Below are 20,450 nucleotides of genomic sequence, written 5' to 3'. Positions count from 1 at the left end.
TCTATCGAATGAAAAGTATAACGAAAGCTTGACTTAACTATCCTAATTATATAACTCATCAACCACATAGCAATACATAATTGAATCAAATTATGTCCTTAAACAAGAAATTTTAATAATAACTTTACAAACTTTGGCATGTACGCTAACGCTTCTCATCTATAGTAACCTTATTATGATCCGAAGTGAAGGAGATGAAATGATGCAGGCTGTGTCAGAAAAAGTAGTGAATACAAAGTTAAATGAAACATCTCAATTTCAACAAGAACATCAATTGTTAATAAACGTTATATCCAAAACACCTTGCATATCACCGGATATGAACTGCGAGCAAACGTTAGCAATATTTCGTAATAATCCAGAACATGAGTGTGTCGTTATTGTAGATGGGTTAAGTAGACCTCTAGGTTTAATGATGCGCAATGAGTTATTTAGACGATTAAGTCAACGTTTTAGTGCAGATTTGTTTAGTGAAAAACCAATTGAGAAATTAGCAGATAAAGAGCCTTTAATAGTAGATAGAAGAGAATCACCTAATTCAATTATAGAATTGGCATTGAGTCGTAAGGGTGATCGTCTATACGACTGTGTCATCGTAACTGATGGACAAATTGTTGAAGGAATATTAACAATGTCTAGCTTGCTTCAGTTGTCTAATCAACTACAACACAAACTAAAGGAAGAACAACAGTATTTGATCTATTCGTCGCAAGAACGAATTAAGCGAATTGTTAACGAGATTGTTAACGTGGGACAAGCAGCAAAAATTAGTGGTGAGAAATCCGATGAAATGGTTAATTTCACATTAGAAGGCAAGACAATGCTTCAAAAGTTAACGAACACACTAGAAATTATCAGCTTAAATGCAAGGAAGCAACAATCACAAATTACAGAGCTTCAAAGTAGTGTTAACGAAATTAAGAAAATAACTTCAATCGTTCATGAACTGTCAGAGCAAAGTAATTTGTTAGCGATCAACGCAACGATCGAAGCAGCCAGAGCAGGAGAGCACGGTCGAGCATTTACTGTTGTTGCTCAAGAGGTAATGAATTTGGCAGGACAAACGAAACAATCTGCATCAAAAATATCTCATTCCGTTGAAAAGATCGTTGATGTTGTAAAGGATACTGTAGAGATTACTGATGAAGGATTACAAATAGGTTTACAAAGTGACAAGCTAATCTCAGATACAGAATCGATATTTTTATCATTATTCAAAATGGTTGCTGAGAATAAGAATAACCTGCAACTGATTGGTGAACAGGCATTACATGCTAATGATCAAGCGAATAAAACAGTCAATGAGTTGAAGAAACTTAATGAGATGAATATGTAAACATTGCAATGATGTTTGTAAAAATATTTTACATAGTGTTTACATTATAAAAATACGAGATTAACAATCTATTAGTAATATTAAACCTGTAAGCAATAATAAATAAATGCTTAAACAAAGAGGGAAACTAAAACTGAGGAGTGGTTAAGTTGATTAAGAACAAGACAATTAAAGGAATTCTTACATTCACAATGGCAGCAATGCTAGTATTCACTGCAGCGTGTGGTAATACAAACGAAGGTGCAGCAAATAACTCAACTAACAACACAACAAACAATGCAACAGCAGGCAATACTACAAATGAGCCGGTAACTCCGGAAGTTAAGCTTAGCGGTGAAATTAAAATAGATGGTTCTTCTACTGTATTCCCAATTACAGAAGCTGTATCTGAAGAATTCAACGCTGTTCATAAAGATGTACGTGTTCCAGTAGGTGTTTCTGGTACTGGTGGCGGTATGGAGCAATTCATTGCTGGAGAAATTGCAATCGTTGATGCATCTCGTCCAATGAAAGATAAAGAAGTAGAAGCTGCTAAAGCGGCTGGTATCGAATATACACAAGTTACTGTAGCATACGATGGTCTTTCTGTAGTAGTAAGTAAAGAAAATGATTTCATTGACCACTTAACAATTGAAGAGTTGACTAAAATCTTCTCTGTTGAAGGTAATGCTACTAACTGGTCTGACATTCGTGCTGAATGGCCAGCTAAACCAATTGTAATCTATAGCCCAGGTGCAGATTCTGGTACTTATGACTACTTCGCTGAAGTTGCATTAAAAGACGTTTCAATGAAAACGGATGGCGTTACTTTCTCAGAAGATGACAATACACTTGTAACGGGTGTTGCTGGTACTCCTAACGGCATTGGATACTTCGGATTTGCTTACTATGAAGCTAACCAAGATACATTAAAAGTTGTTCCAATTGATGGAGGTAATGGTCCAGTTACTCCAACTTTCGATACAATCAAAGATAATTCTTATTCTCCACTATCTCGTGAACTTTACATCTATGTAAACAATGCTGAAATGGCTCGTCCAGAAGTTGCTGAGTTCATGAAATTCTATGTGCAAAATGCTGGTGAACTATCTGCTGAGGTTGGTTATGTAGGTCTTCCAGATGAAGAGTATGCTAAGCAACTTGCAAATGTTGAAGCGCTTATTAAATAAGTACATTGAAAATTGTAATAGAGGTAGTTCAAAAAGCAGACTTTGATAACAAAGTAACGTAGAAAGCTATATTAACATCGAAGCTGAATGTCTGCTTTTTGAACAAGAATTAAAAGAGAAAAAGGTGGTGTCTCGCGGCATCTCTTTTTTTTCAACAATATGTTAAAGAATTGTAAACAATAAGGGAGGCAAAGTAAATGCCGAACAAGACACAGTCGACATTGAGCGCAGATGCTAATGAGTATAGCAATCCATTTAAAAATAGTCGTGTAAGCATAATGAATAAAGTGATGCCTGTACTACTATTTTTATGTGCGATTGTATCCGTTCTAACGACGATAGGCATTGTGATCACGCTTTTATCTGAAACAATCAATTTCTTCAAAGTTGTCCCTATTCAGGACTTCTTATTTGGAACAAAATGGTCTGCACTCATCCAGCCACAAAGCTTCGGTATTTTACCGCTACTTACTGGTACTTTAATGATTACAACGATCGCAATTGTTGTAGCTTTACCAATTGGATTAGCTAGCGCTATATATTTATCTGAATATGCTCCGGATAAAGTTAGGAGAATTGTAAAGCCAATTCTCGAAGTATTAGCAGGTGTTCCTACCATTGTGTATGGATACTTTGCAATTAGTATCATTACTCCTGTTATACAGTATATTTTCCCAGGAGCGGGTGTATACAACGCGTTAAGCGCTGGTATTGCTGTCGGGATTATGATTATTCCAATGATCTGTTCATTAAGTGAAGATGCTATGAGTGCAGTACCAAGAACTTTAAGAGATGGCGCTTACGCTTTAGGAGCAACTAGATTTGAGGTAGCATTGAAAATCGTTGTACCAGCTGCATTTTCAGGCATTGTTTCATCAGCTGTTCTTGCCTTCTCTAGAGCTTTAGGTGAAACGATGATTGTTTCACTGGCAGCAGGTTCTACACCAACCTTAACATTTAACCCTTTGGATAGTATTCAAACGATGACTGCTTACATTGTACAAGTAAGCTTGGGTGATGTAGCGCGTGGAAGTGTAGAATATGGATCAATCTTTGCAGTAGGTATGACATTGTTCATCTTTACCTTCTTGTTGAATATCCTTGCTCAGTACATTTCAAGACGCTTTAGAGAGGAGTACTAAGATGAATATTTTTCAAGATGCAAATCGAAAGCAAATCGCTAATCGTCGTCTCAAAGATCAATTATTGCATACAATTTTCTTACTAGCTACATCAGTTGGGATTATTGCATTAACAGTGCTAATTATTGATATTATTATCGATGGTTGGGCACATTTATCTCCTGACTTGTTTACTAACTTCCCATCACGTAAAGCAGAAAATGCTGGGATGAAATCAGGTTTGATGGGATCACTTTACATTCTATTGATCCTAATTCCTCTATCTTTTGTAATGGGTGTAGGTGCTGCTATATATCTTGAAGAGTATGCTCCGAAAAATAAGTTTACACGATTGGTTCAATTGAATATTAGTACACTAGCTGGTGTTCCATCTATCGTATACGGTATTTTAGGTCTTGCATTGTTTGTCCGTATGTTAGGACTAGAGAAAAGTTTAATATCAGGTGCGTTAACGATGACGTTACTAGTATTACCAGTTATTATCGTTGCTTCCCAAGAGGCAATTCGTGCAGTACCACGTTCGAGAAGAGATGCTTCTTTCGCTTTAGGGGCTACGAAGTGGCAAACCGTATCACGTTCCGTACTACCTTCATCTATTCCAGGGATATTAACGGGAGTCATTCTAGCGGTGTCACGTGCGATTGGTGAAACTGCGCCACTAATTATTGTTGGTGCATCAACTTATGTTGCTTTTCTACCACAAAGTCTTACAGATGCATTTACAGCAATGCCTATCCAAATTTACAACTGGATTTCTAGACCACAAGTAGAATTCAAAGATTTAGGAGCAAGTGCAATTATTATTTTGCTAGCTATACTGATCTTGTTAAATATCTCAGCAGTAATTATTCGTAACAGATATCAGAAGAAATTTTAATTAATTACGATCAGAAATGAGGGAATGAATTATGGCTACATTGATTGAAGCAAAAGACTTAGATTTATACTATACAGATTTCCATGCGTTGAAGAAGGTGAATTTAACGATTCCTGAAAAAGCAGTAACTGCTTTTATCGGACCATCAGGTTGCGGTAAATCTACATTACTTCGCACGCTTAATCGTATGAACGATATGATTATTGGAACTCGAATCGAAGGTCAACTAACTATTAGTGGTACGGATATCTATTCTAATGAAGTTGACGTAGAAACGCTGCGCAAAAAAGTAGGTATGGTGTTCCAACAGCCCAATCCATTCCCTAAATCGATTTATGATAATATCGCATATGGTCCACGTCTTCACGGCACAACAAACAAGAAAGAGTTAGATGAGATTGTAGAAACAAGCTTAAAATCAGCTGCACTTTGGGATGAAGTGAAGGATCACTTGAAACGTTCAGCGCTATCGATCTCAGGTGGACAACAGCAACGTTTATGTATTGCACGTGCACTAGCTGTTAACCCTGACATCTTGTTAATGGATGAAGCTACTTCTGCTCTTGATCCTATTTCAACTCTGAAAATTGAAGAGCTTGTTCAAGATCTACGTGATAAATATACGATCGTAATGGTTACTCATAATATGCATCAGGCAGCTCGTGTATCTAATCAAACGGTATTTTTCTTAAATGGCGAGGTTGTTGAGTTCGACGAAACCGAGAAGTTGTTCTCTAATCCGGGGGATAAGCGTACGGAGGACTACATCTCTGGCCGCTTCGGCTGATCACTTGTGATTACGATGATTATGCTCATGATGGTTATTCGACGGCGAAGATGCCATTCATCGTTTGTTCCAGTGCTCGTGTACCAATAACGTACACTCCGCGCTTCGCTTCACTAGCTTCATGTCATCTTCTTGGTACTGACAAGTGATCTATGCTTCGAAGGATGTTGGACATCTCTGGTGGGTCTGGGGCTCCTATTGAACCTTCCTACTCGGAATGTTCAAAGACTCGCGGCTTCGTGGCTCCTATTGAACTATCCTCATGGAATGTTCAAAGACTCGCGGCTTCGTGAGCTTCTTGTTAGTTAATTATTGAATTTATTATGGCTTCATATATGGGGAGGAAACTAAGTGATAATGCGTAAAGAGTTTGATCAAGGGCTTGAACAGTTGAATCAATGGCTTGTGGAAATGGGAGAGTTAGTTGAAGGTGCCATTGATAAGGCTGTTACTGCGTTAAAGAATAATAATATTGAGCAGGCCAAAGAAGTTGTTGCAGCTGACATTCATGTCAATGACATGGAAGAGAAGATTCTTGAGTTAGGCTTGAAGTTAATTGCTACGCAACAGCCAGTTGCCAAAGATTTGCGCAGAATTATTGCAGCATTCCGTATTGCTAATGATCTTGAACGTATGGGTGATCTTGCACTTGATGTTGCTAAAGCTGTAATTAAGATTGATGGAGAAACTTTAATTAAACCTATTATTGATTTGCCACGTATGGGGGAAATAATTCGTAACATGACTTACGAGGCGATTCAATCGTTTGTTCATGAGAATGTTGATCTTGCTTATAAGATGGCTAAAGATGATGATCAAGTAGATGCGCTTTATGGTCAAATGATGCGTGAATTACTACTTCTTATGATGGAAAATCCACGTAATATTGCGCAAGCTCAGTTGTTAAGCTTTGTTGGACGATATATGGAGCGCTTTGGAGATCATGCGACAAATATCGGTGAAAGTGTGGTCTACCTTGTAACTGGGAAAAGACCTGATCTAAATGCATAAAAATAATGAACAAATTAGGACTTTCCCATAATCGTAATGATTAGGGAAGGTCCTTTTTGTGGTATCATAGTAACATAGTAAGAAAATGAACTAAATTGTTAATAGAATGAGGTGCAGCTTCACATATGAGTAAATGGATGTTAATTGATGGAAATAGTATTACATATCGTGCATTTTTTGCAATGCCACCTCTTACGAATTCTTCAGGCATGCATACAAACGCGATATATGGTTTTACGACCATGCTTTTGAAGCTGATTGAAGAACATAAGCCAAGTCATATTCTTGTAGCATTTGACGCAGGTAAAGTTAACTTTAGACATGAACAATTCGAGGATTATAAAGGTGGACGTCAAAAAACTCCTCCTGAGTTATCACAACAATTTCCTATATTAAAAGAGCTTATCACGGCTTTTGGGATTCAGCAGTATGAATTGTCTGGTTACGAAGCCGACGATATTATTGGTACTCTAACGAAAAAGGCAGATGAACAAGGTGTAGAAGTGATGGTAATTTCTGGAGATAAGGATATGTTACAGCTTGCTTCAGAGAATGTCACCATTGCTCTTACTCGAAAAGGAGTTAGTGAGATCGAATTATATTCTCCAGAAACGATTTCTGAGAAATATGGATTAACTCCACTGCAAATTATTGATCTAAAAGGTCTAATGGGCGATACTTCAGATAATATTCCAGGAGTACCTGGTGTAGGTGAGAAAACTGCGCTTAAATTATTACATCAATTCCCTAGCGTGGAAGAAGTATTAGCTAATCTTGATGCACAAAAAGGGAAATTGAAAGAGAATCTAACAAACAATCAAGAATCAGCTATTATGAGTAAGAAATTAGCGACGATCTTCCGCGAAGTTCCGCTTGAACACAATGAAGATCAAATGCAATTTAATGGTTACGATCATAACCAGCTTGCTGAGCAATTGCAAAAGTTAGAATTCAAATCTCTCATTGAACGATTACAATTATCTGCTGAGAGTGGTTCTTCTGCGGAAGAAGCTCGCTCTGCTCTTGAGTCATTACGTATTCATGTAATCGCCAATGACAATGATGCGAGTGTAGTGAATGAGCTTATGCAAGCAATTGAGCAAAGTGCTGAGCATGGCTTGTTTATAGAAGCAATAGGAGATAATCCACATCAAGCAAGCTTTGAAGGTTTATCTATCTCCTTCCAAGATGATGTGTATGTTATTGCGAAAGATCAATTGACTGAGCCGCTTTTACAACCTTTCTGCGAGTGGCTTTCTAATGAAGACAAGCCTAAGTACGGATACGATCTTCACAAATCCGAATTGGTTTTAAGCTGGATTGGCGTGAAGCTTGGTGGTGCGAAATTTGATGTGCAACTGGCTGCTTACTTATTAGATCCTACTGACGGTAACCAACTGCTATATACGATAGCTGAGCGACACAACGTATACGGACTAGCTTCAGATGATGAAGTATATGGTAAAGGTGCGAAGTTGAAGTTACCTGAGGATGAGAAGCTATTCCAGCATCTTGCGTTGAAAGCTAGAACGGTCGAAAAACTAGTTCCGCTATTGAATGAAGAATTAGAACAGATGTCTATGCTTTCTCTATATTACGATCTTGAAGGGCCATTATCACGTATTCTTGCGAAGATGGAGCTGCAAGGAATTAAGGTAGCAAGTAGTGAATTAGAAAATCAAGGTGTCGAGCTTGAAGCTGCACTGAAACTAATTACAGCGAGTATTTATGAATTAGCAGGAATGGAATTCAAGATTAGTTCACCGAAGCAATTAGGAGAAGTCCTTTTCGAAAAGTTATCTCTACCTGCAAAGAAGAAAACAAAAACAGGATATTCTACTGATGCAGAAGTGTTAGAAGAACTAGCACCTTACCATCCGATTATTGCTCATATCTTGAATTTCAGGCAGCTTTCAAAGCTTCAATCAACTTATGTTGAAGGATTATTGAAAGAGGTTAACCCTACAACTGGAAAGATTCATACGTACTATCGTCAAACGATCGCTGCTACAGGTAGACTTAGTAGTCAGTTCCCTAACCTGCAAAACATTCCAATTAGACTGGAAGAAGGAAGAAAGATTCGAAAAGCATTTGTTCCTTCTGAAGCCGGTTGGACGATATTAGCAGCGGATTACTCACAAATTGAGCTACGTGTATTGGCTCATATTTCGGGCGATGAGAAATTGAAAGAAGCGTTTATTCATAATATGGATATTCATACGAAGACGGCGATGGATGTATTTGGCGTAACTGCTGAAGAAGTCGACAGTAATATGCGTCGTTCAGCCAAAGCGGTTAATTTCGGAATTGTATATGGGATTAGTGATTTCGGTCTATCTCAGAATTTAGGAATTACGAGGAAAGAAGCTGCTCAATTTATTGAACAATATTTCAATATCTTTAGTGGTGTCCGCAAATATATGGAAGATATCGTAGCAGAGGCGAAGAGCAATGGTTACATTTTAACGTTACTTGATCGTCGTCGTTATGTTCCAGATATTCATTCTTCAAACTTTAATTTACGTTCATTCGCTGAACGAATTGCAATGAACACTCCAATTCAAGGAACTGCTGCTGACATCATTAAACTAGCGATGGTTCGTATGGAGCAAACGTTAAAGGAACGTCAGTTAGAAAGTCGTATGTTATTACAAGTACATGATGAATTAGTATTTGAAGTTCCTCCACATGAACTTGAACTAATGAAACAATTAGTTCCACAAGTGATGTCAGAGGCACTACAATTAGATGTGCCACTTCGTGCTGATGTAAGCTTCGGCAATAGCTGGTATGAAGCGAAATAGATACGGAAATTGTAAGCATAGGAGGGTTTAACTCTTATGCTTACATCTATTACAGGTAGTTCGAAAATATCGCTTATTGAACTAATTTATTTGCTTATATTATTGTAACTAGATTGAGGTGAACGTAATGCCAGAATTACCAGAAGTAGAAACGGTGACCCGTACATTAACAGAGCTTGTCCAAGGTAAGCAGATCATGCAGGTAAAAGTGTTACTTCCACGTATTATTCAACGACCAGCAGAAATAGAGCAATTTTGTGATGCGCTAGTAGGTCAAACAATTTTGTCCGTTGAAAGACGAGGCAAGTTCATTCGAATAGTTTGTAATGATCTGGTTCTTGTTTCGCATCTTCGAATGGAAGGGCGTTATGGATTATATCTAGCGGATGAAGAAATAGAGAAACATACTCATGTACTGTTTACTTTCACAGATGGTACTGAGCTTAGATACAAAGACATTCGTCAATTCGGTACGATGCATCTATTCAAAGCAGGAGAAGAAATGACGAATTTACCATTAAGTAAATTAGGAATTGAACCACTTGATGAACAATTTACAGCGAAAGTACTCCAACAAAAATTGCAACATCGAACTTCGAAAATTAAGCCACTACTTTTAAACCAAGAATTAATTGTAGGGCTAGGAAATATATATGTGGATGAGGCGTTATTCACTGCGGCGATTCATCCTGAACGTACACCTGATACTTTGTCAACTCAGGAATGGAAGAAACTTCACAGTGCAATTGTAGATACATTAGCGAGAGCGGTGGAAGCCGGAGGATCATCTATCAAATCATACGTTAATGGACAAGGCGAGATGGGCATGTTCCAACAACAACTTCTAGTCTATGGGCGTAAAGGTGAACAATGTACGAACTGCTCAAGGCCCATTCATAAGTTTGTAGTAGGTGGCAGAGGCACTCATATTTGTTCTCATTGTCAGAAGTTGAAATAAAAGTATTGTAGATTGGTTTAATATTGGCAGCCGACTAAGCTAGGTTTGCATACTTATCGTGATACGATAAGATGTTGTGAACTACCTAATTAAAATGAAGGTTCAAAAAGCGGGCTTTCAGAATCGAGCAGGTGAGGCGTTACTTGAGAAAAGCGGAAGCGCAAGTGTACATGATTACGTACACGCGAACCGTATTTTCCAAGTTCGCTTCAGATGCGAAGCCGAGTATGCTACGCTAGCATCTTCATCGTTATCAAAGCCCGCTTTTTGAATTACCTTTAAAGTAACTTATTTTCCTTCACCTGCATATGATACGTTACGTTCGTAGGCATTCGTCTACTGCATAGTGTCGATGTGGGAAGGAGAACTATCATGTTGTTCGTTCATTTCGCCTCAATGGCTATACTAGCTATAGCTGTTAGCTTAGATAGCTTTGGAGTTGGGATTACTTACGGATTACGTAAAATAACAATTCCTTTTTTATCTATAATTATTATTTCTTGTTTTTCTGGAGCGGTTATTGGTGTATCGATGTTGGCTGGTAATTGGTTGACAGCTTATTTGTCTCCTCAGCTTGCCAATGATGTAGGTGCAAGTATTCTAGTATTAATTGGATTATGGGCGTTGTATCAATATTTTCAAAGTCTAAAAGAACAGCGCTCAGAGCAAGAGCAAAAAGTAGAAAATCATAATGAGCAAACAAGTGATCTATCAGAACATAATGTGATTAATGCAGTTTCTTTACAAACGACTGCAACGCTTTTTCGAGTAGAATTAAAGCGACTCGGTCTGGTTATTCAAATATTACGTACGCCGCAAACAGCAGATTTTGATTCATCAGGAACAATTTCTTCTTCTGAGGCGATAATGCTTGGTATTGCATTATCGTTAGATGCATTAGGTGCTGGTATTGGGGCTGCCTTACTAGGTCTTAATCCAATAGTTACACCAATCATTATTGCGATATGCAGTGCGTTATTTCTTATTGTAGGAACCAAAATAGGTCAAAAGCTAGCACATATCCCAATCGTGAAATATTTCAGTGGCTTACCCGGCTTATTATTAATTATACTAGGTATTAGTAAATTCTTTTAAAATGAGCTTCCGAAGTACTTTTCGTTTTCGAGATAGTATATTTGGAAGATAACAAAAAGTAGTAAATGCTTCCGTAGTACTTTTTGTTTGCGGAGAAGAAGCAATATATGAATGATACAAAAAGTTGGAGGAGTGAGTGCATTGTTAATTGGTTTGACAGGCGGTATTGCAAGTGGGAAAAGTTCAGTTAGTAGTCTGCTTGTTAAGCATGGTGCCTTACTTGTCGATGCAGATCAGGTTGCTCGTGATATTGTCGAGCAGGGGCAACCTGCCCTTAAGGAGATTACCTCCTTTTTTGGACAAGCCATACTACATGAAAACGGTAGTCTTAATAGGGCGGCTTTAGGTGCTATTGTTTTTTCAGATAAGGACAAGCTGGCAAAGTTAGAATCGATTACACATCCAGCTATTCGTTCAAAAATGTTATCAACAATAGACCGTTATAAAGATGAAAATCCAGATGCAATTATTGTTGCTGATATTCCATTATTGTATGAAACTAATCAGATGCATTTATATGAAGCAATTGTTGTAGTGTACGTACCCAGAAAAATGCAAATAGAGCGGTTGGTAGCTAGAAATAACATTACGCTAGATGTAGCGACTTCTAGAGTAGATATTCAGATGGATATTGAACAGAAGAGAGCGTTAGCTGATTATGTAATTGATAATTCTGGGTCGATTGAGGAAACAGAGAAGCAAGTGGTTGAGCTTATTCAAAGGCTGGTAAGTGTATGAAGAGAAAAAAATTCAGAAGTCGGTTGTTATTAGTAGTTGTTGTATGTTTTATCGTTTTTTTATTTGGAAAATCGGACTGGTTTATACAGAAATTATATCCTGTAAAGTACAATGGACTCATTATTGAAAGCTCCGAAAAATATAATGTTGATCCACATCTTATTGCGGCGGTCATTAGAGTGGAATCTAATTTTCAAACAGGTCGTGAATCACCAAAAGGGGCAGTTGGTTTAATGCAGTTAATGCCAACTACATCGGATTGGATCATTGAGCGAGCGAATTTAGAACATATTCCGGCAGAGAAATTATTACATGATCCAACAATGAATATTGAGTTAGGAACATGGTATTTGAATCATTTGTTAGAACAGTTTGACGGAGAGAAAGTTAAAGCGATAGCAGCTTATAATGCAGGTCCTGGAAATGTATCGAAATGGATTGAGCAAGGGACTTGGTCAGGGGAATTTGCTACTTCAGATGATATTCCATTTGGTGAGACAAGACGCTATGTACAGAAAGTGATTTATTATTATAATAAATATAAAGAACTGTACCCGCAATTATAATTTACTTATGGATAGATGCAACAACTATACGGCATTTTATATTTTATGCTATACTGTTGTAGATAAAAATAAATAGATGATATTCTATTCGCACATAATTATGACAAATGAATAAGAGCCTTGAGACTGTCTTCTTGGTAGAAGAACAGCCCCAAAGCTTGTTTTCATTATACAAGGTATAATATTAACTTTGACCTGCTAAAGATTGTTCAGCAATCTGAACTAAACGACGAGTGATAGAACCACCAATGTAGCCTGCATCTCTCGTAGTGATGTTACCGTAGTAACCATCTTGCGGGATAGCAATTCCTAGCTCTTGTGCTACTTCATATTTCATACGATCAAGAGCTGCTGTTGCTTGAGGGACAAGCAATGAGTTGCTGCTGCGATTTTGTGCCATGTTATTTTCACCTCCTCGCGGTTGGTAAATGTATTATGTGCGATATTAAATGTTTTATTACAAGTTATCATTGGTAAAAGAAGGGAGGGTTCTAAATGAAATGTCCATACTGTGATTACTCTGGTACGAAGGTTTTAGATTCTCGTCCAGCTAACGAAAATAAGTCAATCCGTCGAAGACGTGAATGTGAGCAATGCAGCAGGCGCTTCACAACCTTTGAAATGGTTGAGGAAACTCCATTGATTGTCATTAAGAAGGATGGAAGTCGTGAGGAATTTAGTCGCGATAAAATATTACGTGGTTTGATTCGAGCTTGTGAGAAGAGACCAGTTCCAGTTGAGCGCTTGGAAGTTATCGTCTCAGAAGTAGAGAAAGAACTTAGAACAACTGCGCATGCTGAAGTAGAAAGTAGTGATATTGGTTCGATCGTTATGACTCAATTGTATCCTGTTGATGAAGTAGCATATGTTCGCTTTGCCTCTGTATACCGTCAATTTAAGGATATTGATATGTTTATGAAGGAATTAAACGGCATTCTATCCAATCCTAATCCTAATCTAAGATCAGATTAGACGTAATAAAGAATAGATACAATAATAAGGGTGTAACAGTTGTTCAAACCTATCCGTAGGTCCGAGCTACTGTTACACCCTTTAGTATGTCTTATTAAGTATTCTATTTCGGTAGGACAGTTACCGAAGCCTGTTTGCCACTTACATGAATCCCTGCTTGTTTCGTACCGTCTGCTTTTAATGTAATGAGCATTCGTTCAAGTAAAGCTTTGGCAGCGATACCTTCTTTGCCTTGAATCTTCACGATTAGAGCAACTGGATGCCCTGATTGAAGCAAAGAAACACATTGTCGGATTTTAGTATCATAATCATGATCTTCAATATACGGAGTTAAACGGATTTCTTTAACTTTTTTTGGAGAAGCTGCCGACTTCTCTATATTTTTTGTTTGCTTCGCCATTCCTTTGGCCATTAATTGACAAGGAGGTGGACTTGAAAGTAAATTTGTACACACTAGATCAGCTTTATATTGTTTCGCTAATGCTAACGCTGCTTTTGTAGTCATCGTACCAAGATTTTCTCCATTAAGCCCTGTAAGTTCTACCTCAGAAGCTTTTATCTTTTCGTTCATCAGCATATTCATTACATTGAAACTCCTTCATTACTCAGAGATAGGTTGAGATGGATAATACCAGCCTTCTATTTTTTGCTCCAATTGCGCTAATTGGAGTACGATTAGCTTTTTATTCTGAAATAGTATTAATTGTTGATCTTGAAGATCTATTAAAACTTTTGAAACGGTCTCTCTAGCTGCTCCCACAGCGTCTGCAAGTTGTTGATGAGTGATTTTAACAGTGAGTTGATATGCTCCATCAGTACGTAAATTTCCAAATTCTTTGCAAAGATCAAGCAATCGACGAATTATTCGATGCTGTACATTGAGAAATGTTAAATCATAAATTTGTTGATTAGCTTTACGGAGACGTTCCATCGTATAGTTTAATATTAGAAATGGAACATTACGATCTTTCTCGACTAACTGTTGGAAATCTGCACGATGCAAAGCATATGCTTTTACAGAGGTCATCGCTTCAGCAGTAGCTGAGCGTAGGAGGCCAGGTTGCATCAAAGCCATTTCTCCGAAATATTCACCTTTATCTAAGTAGGCTAACGTAATACGTTTCGCTTTGTTAGATGTATATATACAAACCATACCTGTTCGAATGAAGAAAATTTGATTACCTTCATCTCCTTCATGAAAGATAACATTCCCTTTTGTAAAACTTACTTCCTTCATATAAGGCGTAAGCTGATCTAATAACTGTTGATCGATGTCTTGAAAGAATGGTATTGAGGCGCGTAATTTAACGGTATCTATTTTTTTCAATGTAAGCAACCTTTCATTCATTATTCGATTTTTTTTGTAATGTGAGTTACAGAATCGAATTTATGAATTTGTTATTCTATATTTGGGAGAAGGAAAAATTAAGTGAGGAGGATATTAAAATATAAGTTCCTTTAATGATAGCTTGTATACCTGCTATTTTCAATCCATTAAAGTGAAAAATATGGTACTTATGTAGAAGAGTTCTTTTTGCAGTTGGGAGGCTGCAAAAGAACTCTTTTCGTTGTATTCATTTTCAAGTTGCAGTACGATAGGATTAGCGATATTGAAAGAGGGTAGAACGATGAAACCACTAATATTTGTAGATCGAAGATTGCCACACGATGTGCTGCAATATCTCGAGGAGCACTGTACTGTAAAAACATGGGGCAAAGACGAAGAACGTAATCCGGAGCAATTACTTCATTATTTACAAGATGTCGATGGCTTTTTCAATAGCAGTTCTGTAAAGATAGATAATAAGTTATTAGATGCAGCACCGAATTTGAAAGTTGTTAGTACGATGAGTGTTGGCTACAATCATTTTGATATAGAACAGTTAAAGCAACGAAACATTATTGGAACGCATACGCCGTATGTTCTTGATGATACGGTTGCGGATCTTGTTATGGGACTAATGCTTTCTACAGCACGTAGAATTGCACAATTAGATACATACATTAAAGAAGGAAACTGGAAAGGAAATGAAGGGAAAAAGCTATTTGGAATCGATGTTCATCACCGTAAATTAGGTATTATTGGGATGGGACGTATAGGAGAAGTTATTGCAAAACGAGCATCATTAGGATTTGATATGGATGTTATGTATTATAATCGTTCACGGAAAATAGAAGTGGAAGAGAAATTCGATTTATCGTATGTTTCAATGGATCACTTACTAGAGCAATGTGATTTTATCGTCATTATGTTGCCTTTAACGGATGAAAGTAGAAATATGATTGGTAAAGAACAATTTGCTAGGATGAAAAATGACGCTATATTTATTAATGCTTCCCGTGGAGGTACTGTTATAGAACAGGATCTAATCGATGCATTGCAGCAGGGGCAGATTAGAGGTGCCGGCCTAGATGTATTTGCACAGGAGCCCTTACCGAGCAATCACCCATTCTTGAAGTTATCTAATGTTGTACTGACTCCGCATATTGGATCAGCAACAGAGGCGACAAGGCATGATATGGCTAAGCTTGCTGCACGTAACCTTGTTCATGCCTTACAAGGGAAAGAAGACGCTAATATTATTAAAGAATTATTATAAGTTTTTATATACGGAGTTATTGTTCTATTGCAGTAAGAGTATTATGATAATACATGTGATTAATACATTGATGATTTTGAGTACAAGGGAACGATTATAATGACAATAGGTATTTTTGACTCAGGAATGGGTGGGTTAACTGTATTATCTGAAGCAGTTCGACGCATACCAATGGAAGATTATTATTTTGTTGCAGATACTTTGCATGTTCCTTATGGAACAAAAACAAAAGATGAAGTACATGGTTATATTCTTGACACCGTTCACGGTATGATGAAGCAAGATATAGACGCACTTGTAATAGCCTGCAATACAGCTACAAGCATTGCTGTAGAAACATTACGAAACGAGTATCCTAACTTGCCTATTATCGGAATGGAGCCAGCAGTTAAGCCTGCAGTAGAGATGAATCATTCCACCGGACGAAGAGTGCTAGTATTTGCTACGCCCCTTACACTGTCTTTACCAAAATACTATGCTCTTGTTTCACGTGTAGATGATTCCGGAATCGTCGATTCTTTACCAATGGAGAAGCTTGTACCTTTTTGTGAAAGTATGAAGTATGATACAGAAGAAGTGAAACAGTACTTTTTAGAACAATTAGCACCTTTTGATCTAGAAAATTACGGAATCATTGTGCTAGGTTGTACACATTACCCTTATTTCAAGCCATTATTACGAGAAATCTTACCTTCTCATATTGATATTGTCGATGGTAGTACGGGGACTGTACGACGTCTTGCTGCACTATTACATCGATACGGTATGGCTCGAGGTAAAGGTAGTGGAAAAGTGATATTCCATAACACGAGTGGAGATATATTATATAATGAACGTATGAAGGATGCCCTTAGCTACTTGCAACGAAATCAACTTTGATACTTATTACAACAGGTGTTTGCATAAGGGAGGATTCAAATGGAATTTATTATTACACTCGTTATCATTTTACTTTCAACGAAAATTTCAGGTCATATTTCAGTTAAGCTTGGTCAACCTGCTGTTCTGGGGAAGTTAATAATAGGTATCGTACTTGGTCCAGCAGTATTTGGATGGGTACAAAGTGATGAGCTATTAACTACGTTTGCTAATATAGGTGTTCTATTACTTATGTTCATTGCAGGACTTGAAACAGATATAGAACAAATGAAAAAAACTTGGAAATCAGCATTAGCCGTTGCCATAGGTGGTATCATATTGCCTTTTATCGGTGGTTATACTGTTGGTCTGGCCTTTGGATTCAGTTCTAATCATTCATTGTTCTTTGCAACGCTATTTTGTGCTACATCCGTAAGTATTTCCGTTCAAGTGTTGAAGGAATTGGATCAATTGAATTCAAGAGAAGGCGCTACAATTTTAGGCGCTGCTGTTATTGATGACGTACTTGTCGTAATTTTATTAGCATTTATGATGAGTTTTACTGGTGCAGATGAAGGTAGTTCAATTGGAATGCTCGTACTTAATAAAGTGATTTTCTTTGTTATTATTGTATTAGCGAGCATATTTATCGTACCGCTATTAATGAAATGTTTAGGGAAATTAAAGGTGACAGAGCCTGTTATATCAATAGCGATTGTTATTTGTTTTGGCTTTGCTTACTTTGCAGAATATATGCATATGGCAGGAATTATTGGAGCATTTGCAGCTGGTATTGCTGTAGGACAAACTCCATTTAGAAAAACGGTTGAACACAAAGTTGAACCGATCGCTTATACACTTTTCGTTCCAGTGTTTTTTGTAAGTATTGGACTTGATGTATCATTTGTTGGAATTGGCGATCAAATCGGATTTTTAATAATAATAACGATTATGGCGATTGTAACGAAGCTTATTGGTTGTTGGGTGGGAGCAAGACTAACAGGATTTAATTCAAAGCCGGCACTTATCATTGGAGCGGGTATGGTATCTCGTGGAGAGGTTGCGTTAATTATTGCAGCAACCGGTCTTTCATCACAGTTATTACATCCAGAGTACTTTACATCTATCGTTATTATGGTTATTGTCACAACAATCGTTACTCCACCCTTATTGAAATTTATGTTTACGAAAAATGAGAAAGTAACAGCATAATTACTATTGAAATAAACAGTAGTATGTTGAATTACTTCAGGCGAAATCATGAAATAGTTAGATGTATAACAATAACGTAGTTTCAGAAAAAACTCGATGAAGAACAGCATTTTGTTCTTTATCGAGTTTTTTATTACGAAACTTTCATTAACCTTTAAGTTCACACTAATTTACCTCTAAGTTATGAGTCTTAAACTGAGGCTATATTAGGAAATAGGAGTGAGGTTTATGAAGTCGAATATATACCAATGGCTTGGCATATCAATGCTAACGATGAGTTTAATGTTAGCTGGTTGTACAAGTAATCCTAGCGAAGTAACGACAGGGATTACATCTGAGAATGATAAAGGTTCAACGTCAAAAGTATTGTCAGCTGAATTTGATGCGGAGGATTTAGATAGTAACTGGGATGAAAAATCTTCTAAGCAAATTGCTTTAAATGGTGATTCGATCACAACATCAGCATCAAGTGGTGTGTTTATTGAAGGGACAACCGTTACGATAGCTCTTCCGGGTACTTATGTCGTAAGTGGTGAGCTTAATGATGGTCAAATTCATGTGAAACTTGAAAATAACGGGAATGTGAAACTTATCCTTAATGGAGCAACTATTCATAATGAAGATAGCGCAGCTATTTATGTAGAAAAGGCAGGGAAGACCATTATTACGCTAGCTGAAGGTACGCAAAATAGTCTTTCAGACGGTTCTGACTATGTGTATGAAGATAATGCAGATGAGCCTTCAGGAACCTTGTATAGTAAGGATGATCTTTCGATCAATGGAGCAGGAACTTTAATCGTTAATGCGAGCTTTAATGACGCAATTGTTGGAAAAGATACTTTGAAATTAGTAGAAGGTACATATGTTGTAACTTCTGTGGATGATGGTATTATTGGTCGAGATGTGCTTGCAATTCGTACAGGTAAGTATACATTAGACGTAGCCGGCGATGCGATGAAATCGACTAATGATAATACTGAGGAATTAGGTGCTATATATATCGTAGATGGTACATTTGATATCACTTCTGGCAACGATGGGATTGATTCTATCGGAGCAGCCGTTATCGAAAATGGTCAATTCAATATTGTATCTGGTGAAGGTAGTGAATCAAAAATTGATGAAACAACTAGTGCCAAAGGAATTAAGTCAGCAACGGAGTTAACGATGTATAAGGGTACATTCAATGTTGATAGTGCTGATGATGCTTTTCATAGTAATGGCAATGTAAATGTTCATGGTGGACAATATTCGATTACAACCGGTGATGATGGTTTCCATGCGGACAGTGCATTAACAATTAATGATGGAGTTGTACAAATTAATGGAAGTTACGAAGGACTAGAAGGTAATCAAATTACAGTAAATGGCGGTAACATATCAATTATAGCTTCTGATGATGGTGTTAATGTTGCAGGTGGTAATGATGAATCGGCATTTGGCGGAAGAGGTGGAGCTAGCTTTGCTACAGAATCTGATGCTTTATTGAAAATAACTGGTGGACAAATTAAAGTTGATGCAAAAGGCGATGGTTTAGATTCTAACGGGAATTTTGAGATGAGCGGAGGTACAGTAGTAGTTAATGGACCTGAGGATAATGGCAACGGACCATTAGATTATGACGGCACATTCAATATGTCAGGAGGTACATTAGTAGCTGTTGGTTCTAGTGGCATGGCTCTAGCGCCATCTGAGATATCTACTCAAGCTGCATTATTAATGTACTACACAGAAACTCAAGCTGCAAATACACTTGTTCAATTAGCTAATGAAGCAGGTGAAATTATCGTTGCTTTCGAACCAGACAAAACCTATCAATCCGTAATGATTAGTTCTCCACTTATTGAACAAGGTCAATCTTATACATTGTACTCTGGTGGTCAAACGGTATTGGATGACATATTAAATATTGCAGAAGACACAACAGGTTCTCTTGGTAATAAAATAGTAAGTTTTACACTTGCTGATAAAATTTCATATGTAGATGCTAACGGAATAACGACATCCAGAGGCGGAATGGGTGGCTTTGGTGGTGGCATGGGCGGCGGCAGAGGTCCAATGGGTGGAAGAAGCGATGATAATGGTGAGATGCCAGCAATGCCAGATGGTGAGATGCCAACAAGACCTGAAGGTACAAATGGCGAGATGACAATGCCAGACGGAGAGATGCCAACAAGACCTGAGGGTACAAATGGAGAATAATGCCTAACGGTGAAATGATGACTCCGGGTGGTCAATCTGGCAGTACTCGTGGGACAGAGATAAGTTTGCGATCGGATTTTACCAGTGTAGAAGGTGAATCAACTTCTACATCGAGTTCATAAA

19 protein-coding genes are annotated in these 20,450 nt (G+C 37.5%); 16 read left to right on the top strand and 3 right to left on the bottom strand.

The window, feature by feature from the left end; translation table 11 throughout:
• Positions 1–202: 202 nt before the first annotated feature.
• The 11 genes from NAG76_22170 (at position 203) to NAG76_22120 (ending at position 12,483) form a co-directional block, all read left to right on the top strand.
• Positions 203–1,336, top strand: coding sequence for a methyl-accepting chemotaxis protein (locus NAG76_22170; protein URN94491.1), 1,134 nt, complete (start codon positions 203–205; stop codon positions 1,334–1,336).
• A 149-nt stretch (positions 1,337–1,485) separates the two neighbouring features.
• On the top strand, positions 1,486–2,505 hold the full coding sequence (locus tag NAG76_22165; protein ID URN94490.1) for a PstS family phosphate ABC transporter substrate-binding protein: 1,020 nt from the start codon (positions 1,486–1,488) through the stop codon (positions 2,503–2,505).
• Between the two features lie 197 nt (positions 2,506–2,702).
• Positions 2,703–3,647, top strand: coding sequence for a phosphate ABC transporter permease subunit PstC (gene pstC, locus NAG76_22160; protein URN94489.1), 945 nt, complete (start codon positions 2,703–2,705; stop codon positions 3,645–3,647).
• A gap of 1 nt (position 3,648) precedes the next feature.
• Entirely contained in the window at positions 3,649–4,524 is an 876-nt protein-coding gene (gene pstA / locus NAG76_22155) for a phosphate ABC transporter permease PstA (protein ID URN94488.1), read from the top strand.
• A 31-nt stretch (positions 4,525–4,555) separates the two neighbouring features.
• Entirely contained in the window at positions 4,556–5,311 is a 756-nt protein-coding gene (pstB, locus tag NAG76_22150) for a phosphate ABC transporter ATP-binding protein PstB (protein ID URN94487.1), read from the top strand.
• 351 nt (positions 5,312–5,662) lie between these two features.
• Positions 5,663–6,322, top strand: a complete 660-nt coding sequence (phoU, locus tag NAG76_22145) for a phosphate signaling complex protein PhoU (GenBank protein ID URN94486.1) — start codon at positions 5,663–5,665, stop codon at positions 6,320–6,322.
• A gap of 125 nt (positions 6,323–6,447) precedes the next feature.
• The gene (gene polA, locus NAG76_22140) at positions 6,448–9,126 is read left to right on the top strand and encodes a DNA polymerase I (protein URN94485.1); all 2,679 of its coding nucleotides are present in this window, start codon (positions 6,448–6,450) and stop codon (positions 9,124–9,126) included.
• Positions 9,127–9,253: 127 nt separating this feature from the next.
• Complete coding sequence (gene mutM, locus NAG76_22135; protein URN94484.1) at positions 9,254–10,084, top strand: DNA-formamidopyrimidine glycosylase; 831 nt, start codon at positions 9,254–9,256, stop codon at positions 10,082–10,084.
• Positions 10,085–10,459: 375 nt separating this feature from the next.
• Positions 10,460–11,179, top strand: coding sequence for an MntP/YtaF family protein (locus NAG76_22130; protein ID URN96908.1), 720 nt, complete (start codon positions 10,460–10,462; stop codon positions 11,177–11,179).
• A 141-nt stretch (positions 11,180–11,320) separates the two neighbouring features.
• Complete coding sequence (coaE, locus tag NAG76_22125) at positions 11,321–11,917, top strand: dephospho-CoA kinase (GenBank protein URN96907.1); 597 nt, start codon at positions 11,321–11,323, stop codon at positions 11,915–11,917.
• Positions 11,914–12,483: a lytic transglycosylase domain-containing protein gene (locus NAG76_22120; protein ID URN94483.1), complete on the top strand. Its 570-nt coding sequence runs from the start codon at positions 11,914–11,916 to the stop codon at positions 12,481–12,483. Before coaE ends, NAG76_22120 begins: the two co-directional genes overlap by 4 nt.
• 184 nt (positions 12,484–12,667) lie before the next feature.
• On the opposite strand, the gene NAG76_22115 is transcribed toward NAG76_22120, so the two are convergent.
• Entirely contained in the window at positions 12,668–12,883 is a 216-nt protein-coding gene (locus tag NAG76_22115) for an alpha/beta-type small acid-soluble spore protein (protein URN94482.1), read from the bottom strand.
• A 95-nt stretch (positions 12,884–12,978) separates the two neighbouring features.
• On the opposite strand from NAG76_22115, the gene nrdR reads away from it, so the two are divergent.
• Positions 12,979–13,455 carry a transcriptional regulator NrdR gene (gene nrdR, locus NAG76_22110; GenBank protein ID URN94481.1) on the top strand — a complete coding sequence of 159 codons (477 nt, stop codon included), beginning with the start codon at positions 12,979–12,981 and terminating at the stop codon, positions 13,453–13,455.
• Positions 13,456–13,558: 103 nt separating this feature from the next.
• On the opposite strand, the gene infC is transcribed toward nrdR, so the two are convergent.
• Both infC and NAG76_22100 read right to left on the bottom strand, forming a co-directional pair.
• A complete protein-coding gene (gene infC / locus NAG76_22105; protein ID URN94480.1) occupies positions 13,559–14,038 on the bottom strand; it encodes a translation initiation factor IF-3 in 480 nt (159 codons plus the stop codon).
• 18 nt (positions 14,039–14,056) lie between these two features.
• On the bottom strand, positions 14,057–14,782 hold the full coding sequence (locus NAG76_22100; GenBank protein URN94479.1) for a Crp/Fnr family transcriptional regulator: 726 nt from the start codon (positions 14,780–14,782) through the stop codon (positions 14,057–14,059).
• Between the two features lie 301 nt (positions 14,783–15,083).
• Here NAG76_22100 and NAG76_22095 point away from each other — a divergent pair, with 301 nt between their 5' ends.
• The 4 genes from NAG76_22095 (at position 15,084) to NAG76_22080 (ending at position 20,327) form a co-directional block, all read left to right on the top strand.
• Complete coding sequence (locus tag NAG76_22095) at positions 15,084–16,055, top strand: D-glycerate dehydrogenase (protein URN94478.1); 972 nt, start codon at positions 15,084–15,086, stop codon at positions 16,053–16,055.
• Between the two features lie 99 nt (positions 16,056–16,154).
• On the top strand, positions 16,155–16,934 hold the full coding sequence (murI, locus tag NAG76_22090) for a glutamate racemase (GenBank protein ID URN94477.1): 780 nt from the start codon (positions 16,155–16,157) through the stop codon (positions 16,932–16,934).
• 39 nt (positions 16,935–16,973) lie between these two features.
• Entirely contained in the window at positions 16,974–18,125 is a 1,152-nt protein-coding gene (locus NAG76_22085; protein ID URN94476.1) for a cation:proton antiporter, read from the top strand.
• Positions 18,126–18,353: 228 nt separating this feature from the next.
• Positions 18,354–20,327, top strand: a complete 1,974-nt coding sequence (locus NAG76_22080; protein ID URN94475.1) for a carbohydrate-binding domain-containing protein — start codon at positions 18,354–18,356, stop codon at positions 20,325–20,327.
• Positions 20,328–20,450 lie beyond the last annotated feature (123 nt).

The organism is Candidatus Pristimantibacillus lignocellulolyticus (assembly GCA_023639215.1).
Lineage (GTDB): Bacteria > Bacillota > Bacilli > Paenibacillales > Paenibacillaceae > Pristimantibacillus > Pristimantibacillus lignocellulolyticus.
Note: the sequence above shows the minus strand (reverse complement) of the source record. Positions and strands in the feature narration are given on the sequence as shown.